At 47.3% G+C, this 13,346-nt stretch carries 12 protein-coding genes and 1 rRNA gene; 12 read left to right on the top strand and 1 reads right to left on the bottom strand.

Going from position 1 to position 13,346, the window contains the following annotated elements; all coding sequences use genetic code 11:
- The first annotated feature begins 89 nt into the window (after positions 1-89).
- From rrf to pssA, 9 genes are all read left to right on the top strand, one after another.
- Positions 90-206: ribosomal RNA gene (gene rrf / locus MHI52_RS27795) — 5S ribosomal RNA — on the top strand.
- A gap of 178 nt (positions 207-384) precedes the next feature.
- Positions 385-1,560 (top strand): enhanced intracellular survival protein Eis, encoded by a 1,176-nt coding sequence (eis, locus tag MHI52_RS27790; RefSeq protein WP_405158000.1) that lies wholly within the window; start codon positions 385-387, stop codon positions 1,558-1,560.
- A gap of 460 nt (positions 1,561-2,020) precedes the next feature.
- Positions 2,021-2,482: a CtsR family transcriptional regulator gene (locus tag MHI52_RS27785; RefSeq protein ID WP_036671579.1), complete on the top strand. Its 462-nt coding sequence runs from the start codon at positions 2,021-2,023 to the stop codon at positions 2,480-2,482.
- 31 nt (positions 2,483-2,513) lie between these two features.
- Entirely contained in the window at positions 2,514-3,038 is a 525-nt protein-coding gene (locus MHI52_RS27780; protein ID WP_036607138.1) for a UvrB/UvrC motif-containing protein, read from the top strand.
- Positions 3,039-3,066: 28 nt separating this feature from the next.
- Positions 3,067-4,137: a protein arginine kinase gene (locus MHI52_RS27775; protein WP_405157999.1), complete on the top strand. Its 1,071-nt coding sequence runs from the start codon at positions 3,067-3,069 to the stop codon at positions 4,135-4,137.
- A 185-nt stretch (positions 4,138-4,322) separates the two neighbouring features.
- The gene (locus MHI52_RS27770) at positions 4,323-6,785 is read left to right on the top strand and encodes an ATP-dependent Clp protease ATP-binding subunit (protein ID WP_036607223.1); all 2,463 of its coding nucleotides are present in this window, start codon (positions 4,323-4,325) and stop codon (positions 6,783-6,785) included.
- Positions 6,786-7,057: 272 nt separating this feature from the next.
- Positions 7,058-8,425: a DNA repair protein RadA gene (gene radA, locus MHI52_RS27765; RefSeq protein WP_036671578.1), complete on the top strand. Its 1,368-nt coding sequence runs from the start codon at positions 7,058-7,060 to the stop codon at positions 8,423-8,425.
- Positions 8,426-8,438: 13 nt separating this feature from the next.
- Positions 8,439-9,515 (top strand): DNA integrity scanning diadenylate cyclase DisA, encoded by a 1,077-nt coding sequence (disA, locus tag MHI52_RS27760; RefSeq protein ID WP_036607144.1) that lies wholly within the window; start codon positions 8,439-8,441, stop codon positions 9,513-9,515.
- Positions 9,516-9,560: 45 nt separating this feature from the next.
- Entirely contained in the window at positions 9,561-10,292 is a 732-nt protein-coding gene (gene pssA / locus MHI52_RS27755; RefSeq protein WP_017692048.1) for a CDP-diacylglycerol--serine O-phosphatidyltransferase, read from the top strand.
- Positions 10,293-10,418: 126 nt separating this feature from the next.
- Here pssA and MHI52_RS27750 read toward each other — a convergent pair whose 3' ends face one another.
- On the bottom strand, positions 10,419-10,814 hold the full coding sequence (locus MHI52_RS27750) for a hypothetical protein (RefSeq protein ID WP_017692049.1): 396 nt from the start codon (positions 10,812-10,814) through the stop codon (positions 10,419-10,421).
- 173 nt (positions 10,815-10,987) lie between these two features.
- Here MHI52_RS27750 and MHI52_RS27745 point away from each other — a divergent pair, with 173 nt between their 5' ends.
- The 3 genes from MHI52_RS27745 to ispF all read left to right on the top strand — a co-directional run bounded on the left by MHI52_RS27745 (position 10,988) and on the right by ispF (position 13,324).
- Positions 10,988-12,073, top strand: a complete 1,086-nt coding sequence (locus MHI52_RS27745) for a PIN/TRAM domain-containing protein (protein WP_047841132.1) — start codon at positions 10,988-10,990, stop codon at positions 12,071-12,073.
- A gap of 82 nt (positions 12,074-12,155) precedes the next feature.
- The gene (ispD, locus tag MHI52_RS27740; protein ID WP_405157998.1) at positions 12,156-12,851 is read left to right on the top strand and encodes a 2-C-methyl-D-erythritol 4-phosphate cytidylyltransferase; all 696 of its coding nucleotides are present in this window, start codon (positions 12,156-12,158) and stop codon (positions 12,849-12,851) included.
- The gene (gene ispF / locus MHI52_RS27735) at positions 12,848-13,324 is read left to right on the top strand and encodes a 2-C-methyl-D-erythritol 2,4-cyclodiphosphate synthase (RefSeq protein WP_017692052.1); all 477 of its coding nucleotides are present in this window, start codon (positions 12,848-12,850) and stop codon (positions 13,322-13,324) included. Before ispD ends, ispF begins: the two co-directional genes overlap by 4 nt.
- The last annotated feature ends 22 nt before the right edge of the window (positions 13,325-13,346 follow it).

Genomic DNA, 13,346 nt, shown 5'->3' with positions numbered 1-13,346 from the left:
TCTGAAATGAAAATTGGTACATCACAGAACGTGTGTATGATTTTCAGTTCCATATCTGATTTTAAGAAGCTATGCTTCGACAAATCGCGTTTGGTGGCGATGGCGGAGGGGTTCCACACGTACCCATCCCGAACACGACCGTTAAGCCCTCTAGCGCCGATGGTACTTGGACCGCAGGGTCCTGGGAGAGTAGGACGCCGCCAAGCGAAGAACCACTGCCGATGTTATTCGGTGGTGGTTTTTATTTGTTTATTTTAGGGGATGCGGAAGCATCTCTTATTTGACTTTGTAAGAATCCTCTGACACACTCTAAGGGGTACATATATCAGATATCAGGCCATGATTTGGATTGATATAACTCTAGCGAATGGGGTGTAGGACAACATGGAAATTCAGAAATTGACGGTAGATGATTTTGAACCGGCGATGGCACTCTCCGAATATGCTTTTCAAGTAGTAATGAGTGAAGAACAGAAAGAAAAACGGCGGAGTCAATTTTCGTCACAGGATATATGGGGTGTATATGAGGACGGGCAGCTAGGAGCCAAACTTCACATCATTCCTTTTCAAACCTATATTCATGGCAGATCGTTCGAGATGGGCGGTATTGCGGGTGTTGCCACCTGGCCAGAGTATAGACGCAAAGGCTGGGTAGCGGGTCTGCTGAAGCATGCGTTGGAAGAAATGAATCGTAACAAACAGAGCATATCATTCTTGCATCCATTCTCTTTTGGTTTCTATCGGAAGTATGGATGGGAGACGTATGTTGAATTTAAACGTTATAAAGTACCTACAGCTCATTTGCCTCAGAAAAAAGCGACACCTGGAACAATTCGGCGTGGGGATCCGGGCCTCAGCATATTAAAGGAAGTATACAGTGCTTATGCTGAGCGTTATAACGGAACTCTGGTTCGGGATGATGCAAGGTGGGAGAATTCAGTTCTTGTTAATGGGACCAGCCAGAAGGCTGTATATTACGATGAAGCTGATGCAGCACAAGGTTATCTTTTATATGAGGTTAAGGAAAATAAATTTACCATTAAAGAGATCATCTATCTGAATGAAGAGGCTAGGCAAGGGCTGTGGACCTTTATTGCTAACCATGATTCCATGATCCAGGAAGTTACGTTGCAGGCGCCTGCCAGTGATACGCTTGCCTTCCAATTGGATAACCCACGGATTCAGCAGGAGATTGTACCTTATTTTATGGCGCGTATCGTTAGTGTAGAGCAGTTTATATCCCAGTATCCATTTGCAAGCCAGGACTCACCGGTTCAGATTGTACTTCAGGTAGAAGATGCCCACGCTCCATGGAATGAAGGGGTATGGCAATTAAACGTGGCAATGAACGGAACAGCGTCCATATGGAAAACAACGGAGCCAATTACTGATGATCAGATCATTAAGGTGGATATTCAATCCCTTACCGCGGTGCTGATGGGATATCGCAGACCAACGGAAATGGCACGAATCGGAAGAATTCACGGACCGAACACAGCAATCAAGGCTTTGGAACAAGCGATTCCTGAACGGGAAACCTATTTGCTCGATTTCTTCTGATGACTATTCCCACTGCTCCATTTAACTTATTAGCTTATATAGAAATACGGCGTGATTGAAAGACAAATGGACTTCTCCAGCAATTTTGGGGAGGTTTTTTTGTGTCCGGGGAATATTTCGTGTAAAATCGTAAAAAATGAATAGTGACCCCACTTGGCAAAACCACAAAATATGCTATAATGGTTATAAAGTCAAAGAAAGTCAAAGTCAACTAAAGGTTTAATACTTAAGTAGCTTTCTTTCTACAATCTGATGCATGATCGCCAATATACGGGATTCATTTCATCGGAGGATCAAGGGAATATTAAAGGACCTTCGTGCTTCCTTCGCTCTCCTGTTGACACCATTGGAAGCAAGATTCGCTGTTTCCCTGATTGGTTAAATGGGTAGAGAAGGTGTACTCTGTGGGGGCGTGTGGGTCCTTATTGACTTAACGTTTCAGACAGTGGAGGATGATTGGATGCGTAATATCTCTGATATTATCGAACGATATCTGAAGAGTATTTTGCATGAAAGTCCCGAAGGAATGGTTGAAATTCAGCGTAATGATCTGGCAGATCAATTCTCATGTGTACCTTCCCAGATCAATTATGTCATCAGCACACGTTTTACACTCGAGAAGGGATACCTGGTAGAGAGTAAACGCGGCGGTGGTGGTTATGTTCGCATACAGCGCATTGAATTACCGGCCCAATCAGCTCTGCATAATCATTTGCACCATAGTATTGGTGAAGAGATCGGGCAGACAGCTGCCGAAGGTCTGATCTATCAATTGGAAGAAGCGCGCTTCTTGAACAAGCGGGAAGCCGGGTTGATGCGAGCTGCTGTATCTAGAGAGGTTATATTGGTCAAACTTCCTTACCGGGATCAAATTCGTGCCAGAATGTTGAAGGCGATGTTAATATCTTTGCTCGGTAAATGAAAACTATCGGGGTCAAAGGAGGTACATCAATATGCTGTGCCAAGAATGCAATAAACGTCCGGCGACACTTCATTTTACGAAGATCGTAAATGGAGAGAAGACGGAATTCCATATTTGTGAGTCATGTGCCCGTGAAAAAGGGGAAATGATCCCTGGAACAGCAGGCGGGTTTTCCATTCACAACTTGTTGTCCGGATTGCTTGATTTTGATCCAGCCGGCAAAAGTGGATCGGCAGGAACACCGCCTGCAAAAGCTCTTCAATGTGAAGAGTGTGGTATGACGTACGCACAATTTAGTAAGATAGGCCGGTTCGGCTGCAGTTCATGTTATAAATATTTTGACAGTCGTCTGGATCCTTTGTTCAAGCGGGTTCATGGTAATACGTCCCATGTAGGCAAAGTGCCTGCACGAGCTGGTGGTCGCATCAAGGTGAAACGGCAAATCGCTGATCTCAAGCGTGAGCTCCAGGAGAGCATCGCGCAAGAGGAATTTGAAGAGGCGGCCCAGATCCGTGACCAGATCAGAGGACTTGAAAAAGGAATAGCTCAGGAGTAAAGTTTGTCATGAGTAGGAGGGATGCGTAATGCCTAATCTGCGCTTTACAGAGAAGGCGCTCAGCGACTGGATGCGCAGTGATGCGGCTGATTCCGAAATTGTCATTAGCAGCCGTGTCCGGATTGCACGCAACCTTCAGCATGTTCCGTTTCCGATGCTGGCTTCCAATGAGCAATCGGAAGAGGTGCTGAATAAGCTGAGCGAAGTACTTCAATACGATGACGTTCATGCCTTTGGGGATTTTCATACGTTGGATCTGATCGATATTGACGAACTCGACAAACGGGTGCTGGTGGAGAAACATCTCATCAGTCCAAGTCTTGCGAATGAATCCAGGAATGGTGCGGTTATTCTCAGTGAGGATGAGTCAGTCAGTATTATGATTAACGAAGAGGATCATCTTCGTATCCAGTGCCTCTATCCGGGGTTCCAGGTGAAAGAAGCCTGGGAGAAAGCTTCCGCAATAGATGATGCTTTTGAAGCGCACGTGGATTATGCTTTTGATGATCGCAGAGGATACTTAACCAGCTGTCCTACTAATGTAGGTACAGGTGTAAGAGCATCGGTTATGATGCACTTGCCTGCCCTGGTGATGACACAGCAGATTGGCCGTATTCTAACCGCAGTTTCCCAAGTGGGATTGACGGTGAGAGGAATATACGGTGAAGGTAGCGAGGCGATGGGTAACCTGTTCCAGATCTCGAACCAGATTACTTTGGGACAGACAGAACAGGAAGTCATCGAGAACCTGCATGGTGTTGTGTTACAGATGATTGGTCATGAACGTACAGCCAGAGAACGGTTAATTACCGACTCCAGACTGCGGATTACGGATCGTGTCATGCGTTCTTATGGCATATTGTCTCATGCAGCTATTGTTGATTCCAAGGAAGCTGCACAGCGCTTATCGGATGTACGCCTTGGCGTGGATCTCGGATTGTTGGATGGACTGTCCATCACGGTAATGAATGAATTGAATGTGATGACACAGCCGGGATTTTTGCAGAAAACATTCGGGGAAGATATGCGCACAGATGAGCGTGACATATACCGTGCTCAGTTGATTCGTGATACGATCAATGCAGCGAAGAAGTCCTAGTTTAGCCTGATATAGTATTGAATTATGGTTTCATGCCGCATTGCGGCTTTTATATAATAAGGCATGTACAAATGCCGAATGACTTTATTCGCAGCATGGCTGCAAACAAAAATGATATGAAGAATACGACGGTTATTTCATTATATGACCCTCGTTTTATCCAAAACCATGGAGGTGCAGGAGATATGATGTTTGGAAGATTTACGGAACGGGCCCAAAAGGTGCTCGCACTCGCGCAGGAAGAAGCTGTCCGTCTCGGTCATAATAACATCGGTACTGAGCATATTTTGCTCGGCCTCATTCGTGAAGGCGAAGGCATCGCAGCCAAAGCACTGATCGGCCTGGGACTCGGATTGGAAAAAATTCAGGATGAAGTAGAAACGCTAATTGGCCGTGGCCAAGAGCAACCTACCAACATTGCATATACGCCACGTGCGAAAAAAGTAATTGAACTGTCTATGGATGAAGCTCGTAAATTGGGCCACACTTATGTAGGCACAGAGCATATCCTGCTCGGATTGATTCGTGAAGGCGAGGGTGTGGCAGCACGTGTGCTCAATAACCTGGGAATTAGCCTGAACAAAGCACGTCAACAAGTGCTGCAATTGCTTGGCAGCAGTGAAGCTGTATCCAGCCATAATGGCACACCTGCCAATGTCAGCACACCAACGCTGGACAGTCTGGCACGTGACCTCACGGCATACGCCAGAGAGAATAACCTTGACCCGGTCATTGGACGTAGTAAAGAAATTGAACGTGTCATCCAGGTGCTCAGCCGTCGTACGAAGAACAACCCGGTATTGATCGGTGAGCCAGGTGTAGGTAAAACAGCGATTGCTGAAGGCCTTGCACAAAAAATCATCGCAAATGAGATTCCGGAAACATTGCGCGACAAACGTGTAATGACCCTGGATATGGGTTCTGTAGTCGCTGGAACCAAATATCGTGGTGAGTTCGAAGATCGTCTGAAAAAAATCATGGATGAGATTCGCCAAGCAGGTAACATTGTCCTGTTTATCGACGAATTGCATACCTTGATTGGCGCAGGCGGAGCTGAAGGTGCCATCGATGCTTCTAACATTTTGAAACCGGCTCTGGCCCGTGGAGAATTGCAGTGCATTGGTGCAACAACGCTGGATGAGTATCGTAAATACATCGAGAAGGATGCAGCGCTTGAGCGTCGTTTCCAACCGATTACTGTAGATCAGCCTTCTCCGGAAGAAGCGATTCAAATCTTGCACGGCTTGCGTGACCGTTATGAGGCGCATCACCGCGTGAAAATTACGGACGAAGCAATTGTGCAGGCGGTTAAACTGTCTGACCGTTACATTACAGACCGTTTCCTGCCAGATAAAGCGATTGACCTGATTGATGAAGCGGGTTCCAAAGTAAGATTGAACTCTTACACGATCCCACCAAACCTGAAACAACTGGAAAGCCGTCTGGAAGATATCCGTAAGGAAAAAGACGCTGCAGTTCAAAGTCAGGAGTTCGAAAAAGCAGCAGCTCTGCGTGATACGGAACAAAAAATCCGTGAAGAGCTGGATGTAACGAAGAACCAGTGGAAAGAGAAACAAGGTCGCACCGATTCCGAGGTTACTCCTGAGGATATCGCACAAGTGGTAGCCAGCTGGACTGGAATCCCTGTGAACCAACTGAAAGAAGAAGAGACACAGCGTCTGATGAATCTGGAGTCTATTCTACATGAACGTGTCATCGGTCAGGATGAGGCAGTGAAGTCTGTCAGCCGTGCGGTTCGTCGTGCTCGTGCGGGACTTAAAGATCCAAAACGTCCGATGGGTTCATTCATTTTCCTCGGCCCTACAGGGGTAGGTAAAACAGAACTTGCTCGTGCTCTGGCTGAAGCGATGTTCGGCGATGAAAATGCAGTAATCCGTATTGATATGTCCGAGTATGGTGAGAAGCACTCGACTTCCCGACTTGTCGGAGCGCCTCCAGGATATGTTGGGTACGAAGAAGGTGGCCAGCTGACAGAGAAAGTTCGTCGCAAACCATATTCCGTAGTCCTGCTCGATGAAATCGAGAAAGCACATCCAGAAGTATTCAATATCTTGTTACAAGTGCTTGAGGATGGTCGTCTGACGGATTCCAAAGGTCGCGTCGTTGACTTCCGCAATACGCTGATCATTCTAACATCCAACGTGGGTGCCGAAGCGATCAAACGTAACTCTACACTGGGCTTCACTGCAGTTGTAGATGCAGGAGCAGATTATGACAACATGAAGGGGAAAGTGATGGATGAGCTGAAGAAAAGCTTCCGTCCAGAGTTCCTTAACCGGATTGATGAAATTATCGTGTTCCACTCACTTGAAGAAAAACACATCGCTGAAATTGTTACGCTTATGAGTGAAGAACTTCGTAAACGACTGCTCGAACATGAGGTAGATTTCGAACTCACTGACAATGCCAAGTCTTTCCTTGCTAAGTCAGGCTTTGATCCAGCTTACGGTGCGCGTCCGCTTCGTCGGGCGATCCAGAAGCATATCGAGGACAAATTGTCCGAAGAGTTGCTCACAGGTAACGTAACCAAAGGGGATTCATTGCTCATCGACGAAGAGAACGGTGCACTGTCTGTTACGAAAAAAGACGTGGTTGTTCCGTCCAATGAGGAAATCGAAACTAAATAATATTTAGCAAGCTTTGGAGTTAAACTTCAGCTTGTATTGATCCATAATCCTTAATCAAATCCTTCTCGGCTTCGGCCGGGGAGGATTTTTTGCACTTTGGACAGAAGACGGACATGATTATGTCAGGAACATCTGTAAAGTTTGCGATAATCCTTTACGAAAAATCTCAAACAATGGTAAACTTTTAGTAACCCTGCACGTCAGGGAGTTTGGGTGAAATTCGTCGAATAATGCAAAATGCTGTTATAAAATTAAATTATAGGAGTGCTGAAGTGGCCAAAGTTAAAACCAAGTTTCAATGTACGGAATGCGGCTATGAAGCCCCCAAGTGGTACGGTAAGTGTCCGGGTTGTCAGTCATGGAATTCAATGGTGGAAGAAACAGAGACGGTGGTCAAAACACAAGGGAGAAATTCTCCTCTGTTTGACAGTAAAGATAAACCGCTTCCTATCATAGATATAGATAGCGGTCAGGAACCGCGTGTACAGACTGGAATCGGAGAGTTGAACCGGGTATTGGGTGGCGGAATCGTTCCGGGTTCACTCGTTCTGGTGGGCGGAGATCCGGGTATTGGTAAATCAACGTTGATGTTGCAGACGTCTCATGCTTTGACGCATTCGGGTTTGCGTGTGTTATATGTTTCCGGTGAGGAATCAGTAAAGCAAACCAAATTGCGGGCAGACCGTCTCGGGGCACTCTCTGCCGAGTTGTATGTACTGTGTGAAACCAATATGGAACGTGTAGAGGAAGCGGTGGATCAGATCCAGCCGCATTTTCTGGTCATCGACTCCATTCAGACGGTATATCTTCCCGAAGTTACCAGTGCGCCTGGTAGTGTTGCACAGGTAAGGGAATGTACGTCAAGGTTCATGCGGATTGCCAAAGGCAGAGGCATTGCAACGGTTCTTGTGGGGCATGTTACCAAAGAAGGTGCCATTGCCGGTCCACGTATGTTAGAACATATGGTGGATTGCGTGCTTTATTTTGAAGGAGAACGGCATCATACGTATCGCCTGTTGCGTGCGGTGAAGAACCGTTTTGGTTCCACCAATGAGATTGGTATTTTTGAAATGGGCGAGGATGGACTTCGTGAGGTGGGCAATCCGTCCGAACTCTTTTTGTCGGAACGTCCACTGGGTGTAGCAGGTTCAACGGTAGTTGCCAGTATGGAGGGGACACGTCCTCTGCTCGTGGAATTACAGGCGTTGATCTCAACCACCCATTTCCCTTCTCCCCGCCGTATGGCAACAGGGGTAGATCTGCATCGATTAAATCTGATCATTGCAGTGCTGGAGAAACGGATGGGGATGTTTTTACAGACCCAGGATGCGTATCTGAACGTGGCTGGTGGAGTACGGTTGGATGAGCCCGCTGTAGACTTGGCGGTTGCCGTCAGCATTGCATCCAGTTTGAGAGATGTACCGACCAAGCCGGACGACGTCATCTTTGGCGAGATCGGTCTGACAGGTGAAGTTCGAGCCGTATCACGGGCCGAACAACGAGTGAAGGAAGCCGCAAAGCTGGGCTTCAAACGAGTCATTTTACCAGAAAAAAGCTTAAAGGGCTGGAAACATCCTCGCGGGATACAACTGATCGGTGTGAATACCGTGGCAGATGCACTAGCGGTTGCTTTAGATTAGGGGGCATAACAAGATGAAAGATATGAGCCAACTGGATAATATGAATGAGTTGTTAAGGCTGATCGCACCAGGTACACCTTTCCGCGAAGGTCTGGAAAATGTGCTGCGCGCCAAGACGGGCGCACTGCTTGTTGTAGGATACAGCCCTGAAGTAATGGAAGTGGTGGATGGGGGATTCTCGATTAACTGTGATTTCTCCCCGAACTATCTGTATGAACTCGCCAAAATGGATGGAGCCATTATTCTTAGCGAGGATTTGAAGCGTATTCTTTACGCCAATACCCAGTTAATCCCGGACTCTTCGATCTCTTCATCAGAGACGGGGATTCGTCACCGGACGGCAGAGCGTGTAGCAAAGCAAACGGGTAAATTGGTCGTATCCATATCACAGCGCCGGAATATCATTACCTTGTATCAGGGAACACTTCGTTATTCCCTCAAGGAAATCGGGGTTATTCTGACCAAAGCGAATCAAGCGATCCAAACCCTGGAGAAATACAAAGCGGTATTAACACAGTCCCTTACGAATCTGAGTGCTTCGGAATTTGAGGAATTAGTAACGATTCCTGAAGTGGTTAATGTGATTCAGCGTACCGAAATGGTGATGCGGATCAAAACGGAAATCCAACGGTACATTCATGAACTCGGGAATGAGGGACGACTCATTTCCATGCAAATGGAAGAACTTGTGGGTACAACGGAAGAAGAAGCCTGGTTACTGTATAAAGACTATGCCCGTGACGACAGTGATGACAAAATCCGTGAAATTATCGTGGGACTGAAAAGATTGTCGGACGATGAGTTGCTGGATGCACACCATATTGTCCGTCTTCTCGGCTATCCTTCATCAGCGGCTACTTCTGAGGATTCGGTTGCCCCTCGTGGATTCCGGGTATTAAATAAGATCCCCCGCCTGCCCAATGTCATTATCCATAATCTGGTGGATCAATTCGAACAATTGCCTCATGTTATTATGGCCACAATTGAAGAACTGGACGAAGTGGACGGTATTGGTGAAGTTCGTGCCCGGACCATTAAGGAAGGCCTCAAACGTTTGCAGGAGCAAATGTTTATCGACAGACAGATGTAAGGGTTTGCCTATATAAAGGCTTGAAATGGATGAGGTGAAACAACGATGCTAACCAGATTCATTCCGAATCTCTTTACCCTGGGTAATCTGTTTCTTGGAATGATGGCAATTTTGCTTGCGATTGATGGAAATTACAGTTTGGCTGCCATTATGGTCATTGTAGCGATGTTGCTAGATGGTCTGGATGGCCGAGTGGCACGTGCACTTAATGCCCAAAGTGAATTCGGTAAGGAACTGGATTCCTTGTCTGACATGGTTTCCTTTGGTGCAGCACCAGCCCTGATCATATTTATGGTGTCGTTTCAAGATTCGATGCCGATCCTCGCCTGGATTGCAACAGCGGCTTTTCCGATTTGTGGAGCCATTCGTCTTGCTCGATTTAATGTTCGTCCGGGAATTCCCGGGTACTTCACAGGTCTGCCGATACCGGCAGCCGGCGGGGTACTGGCCACACTGTCCTTGTTCAATAAGGATATTGGCCCGGTTAGCATGATGATTGCTACGTTGCTGTTATCGTATCTGATGGTGAGTTCGCTTAAATATCCCAATTTCAAAAAGGTCGGTTTGCCACGAAAGGCAATCTGGATTGCACCATGGGTTGTGTTATTTGCGATAGCCGTAGCCGTTATTTTCCCGGAGCAGTTATCCAAATTGATCTTTATTCCGTTGGTGTTATACGCCCTGTATGGAATGAAGCATAATGTGCGAACAGCGGCCTCACGTAGTCGGGCGAAAAAGCGCAAGGATGAGAAATCTTCCCGTCCTTCCGATCGTTAAGTCGCCTTGGGAACAGACACTATACAAAGAAAGCACGTACTCTCCTGAACTGGAGAATGCGTGCTTTTTGTTTATTCAGATCTATTTACGGTAAAAGAAACCCTTACGGACGACATACATATCTTCTTACGACAGATTAAACATCCCTAACGTTGAACACTTCTGTGATTCGTGATTTACGACCTCTTCCATGTTAATGTCCAGCAGATTGCAGAGAGCCGACATGTAGAACAGGTTCCGCCCTAGCTCAGAGCTGATGACCTCTCTGCAGTTCTCACACAACTCACCTTCCACATGCGTTTCCAGCAGGCCCTTGGTTTGAGCGATATCGCTCTCCGGGGCATATTTCTGCTTGGTGGCGTGCAGCTCGATGCAGCCGCATTCGGTAATGGCTTTGGACACGGCACGGTTAACAGACGCTCCGGCTTGTCCCGTTTTGGACAGTACATCAATCAGGCTGCGATGACGCAACAACAGTTCAGAAACTTGATCCTGGAAAGCCTGTAAACTTAGCGTACTCATTTTGCCACTCACCTCGGGATATGAATTGAATTCATTATATGCCAATAATTTACCTACTTTCAACTGACGATTGCAACATTTCCAAAAAGTTCTTCCAGATGGGATTAGCAATTCAGGAATTGGATCATACTGGATATAAAGATCAAGATACATTGAAGGAGGTGCAGGGACTAATGTGGAAAAAAGGCATTTTAACTTTTACAGGATTGTGCGGTGCATGGTTCGGCTACACGGCATATCATCTGGCAGGAAAATCGGTCCCATGGATGGCGGAGTGGATTCAGTCAGCAGGATTACTGGGAGCTGGTATATCGACGCTGCTGGGAGCTGTAATGTTTATGGCTGTATGTAATATTGGTGGAACATTGATGGCAGACAGGCTGCATAGTGGAATTGATTCATTGGCAAAAGTACCTATGAACGAATTGGCTGCAGGTGCTGCAGGTACCGTTGCAGGATTGCTCGTGGCCTTGTTACTTTACCCTGTTGTGGGATGGATGGGGACGGCAGGAGAAGTGCTGCAAGTGGCGCTGACGGTGATTAGTGCTTATTCCGGTTATACCCTTGCCATGGCGAAGAAAGACGATCTGGGGGCCTTCTGGATGTCTGGACGATGGGGTCATCCCGAGGTGGACGAAGATAGACGGATGGAAGAACATAAAATTCTGGATACCAGTGTTATTATCGATGGGCGTATCGCTGATATATGCAAAACCGGATTTATTGAAGGCACGATCGTAATTCCGGAATTTGTTCTGGAGGAGTTACAGCATATTGCTGATTCATCGGATCTGCTCAAGCGGAATAGAGGGCGGCGTGGACTGGACATTTTGAACAAAATCCAGAAGGAACTTGATGTAAAAGTCCTGATTTACGAGGGGGATTTCGAGGAAATCTCCGAGGTGGACAGCAAACTGGTTAAACTGGCTAAAGTGCTTCAGGGCAAAGTGGTCACCAATGACTTCAACCTGAACAAAGTGTGTGAACTCCAGGGTGTATCTGTGCTGAACATTAATGATCTCGCCAATGCGGTTAAGCCGGTTGTTCTGCCAGGTGAGGAGATCATGGTGCAGATCATCAAGGATGGCAAGGAGCATGGTCAAGGTGTAGCCTATCTGGATGATGGCACAATGATCGTTGTGGAAGGCGGACGCGAGTATATCGGCATGATGATGGAAGTGCTGGTGACCAGTGTGTTGCAGACTTCAGCGGGACGAATGATTTTTGCCAAGCCGAAACTGTTGGAAAAAGCCCAATAAAGCGGTATGATGGGTAGTGTATCGTTGAATGATATTGTATATCTTTGGACGATAAACTGACAGACAAGGCAGGGATTGCGGCATGGATAAAGGGTGGGGCGTTGTCATTGTGGCAGCAGGTCGCGGAACCCGGATGGGGACGACCGAGAGCAAACAGTTTCTGTTGCTGCAGGACAAGCCCGTTTTCATACATACGCTTGAGGTATTTGCTGTGCTGGACGAGATCCGCGAGATGGTGCTGGTCACAGGAACCGCAGATGTTGAACGCTGCCAGGATTGGGTAAAAGAATACCAACTGGATTCACGTGTCCGTGTTATCCCCGGAGGGAAAGAGAGACAACATTCTGTCCATAAAGGCCTTGAGGCACTTGGGACGGATTGGGTTCTCGTTCACGACGGGGTACGTCCTTTTGTGAACCATGAGCAGATCAAGGGATGCATGGCGGCCGCCATAGCCGGTGGTGGAGCAGCTGTACTGGCGGTTCCCGTGAAGGATACGATCAAACAAGTGAATGCGGAAGGAGTCGTTACGGCGACGCCAGACCGCAGCAGTCTGTGGAGCATTCAAACCCCGCAGGCTTTTCGTCTTTCTTCCCTGCTCTCCGCCTACGAATCAGCCGAGCAGGACGGATTTCTGGGGACAGATGATGCCATGCTGGCTGAACGTCAGGGAATGTCGGTCAAGGTTGTGGAAGGCAATTATACCAATATCAAATTAACAACGCCGGAAGATTTGCAATATGCTGCGTTTTTGCTGGGGGGAGAGAAGAAGCGATGATACGTGTAGGACAGGGATTTGATGTACATCAGCTGGTAGAGGGACGCCCGTGTATTATTGGCGGAGTAACGATTCCTTATGAAAAAGGTCTGCTGGGTCACTCGGACGCAGACGTGCTGTTGCACGCGATCAGTGATGCCATTTTGGGTGCACTGGCACTTGGGGATATTGGCAAGCACTTCCCGGATACCGATCCGGAATTCAAAGATGCCGACAGCCTGAAATTGCTGGAACATGTATGGCAGCTTGTGAAGGATCGCGGGTATAAGCTAGGGAATATCGATTCAACGATTATTGCCCAGAAGCCAAAGATGGCTCCTTATATCCCACAGATGGCTGAGGTTATTGCCAAGGCACTGGAAGCGGATGTAACACAGGTGAACGTGAAAGCAACAACGACAGAGCAACTGGGATTCCCGGGACGGGGAGAGGGCATTGCCGCTCAATCCGTTGTTTGCCTTGTACGTGTGTGATATCATCAATCAATTAGTGACG

This window comes from Paenibacillus sp. FSL H8-0283 (assembly GCF_045040675.1).
GTDB classification, from domain to species: Bacteria; Bacillota; Bacilli; order Paenibacillales; family Paenibacillaceae; genus Paenibacillus; species Paenibacillus amylolyticus.
The sequence above is the reverse complement of the archived record's forward strand: the minus strand, read 5'-3'. Positions and strand labels throughout refer to the sequence as shown.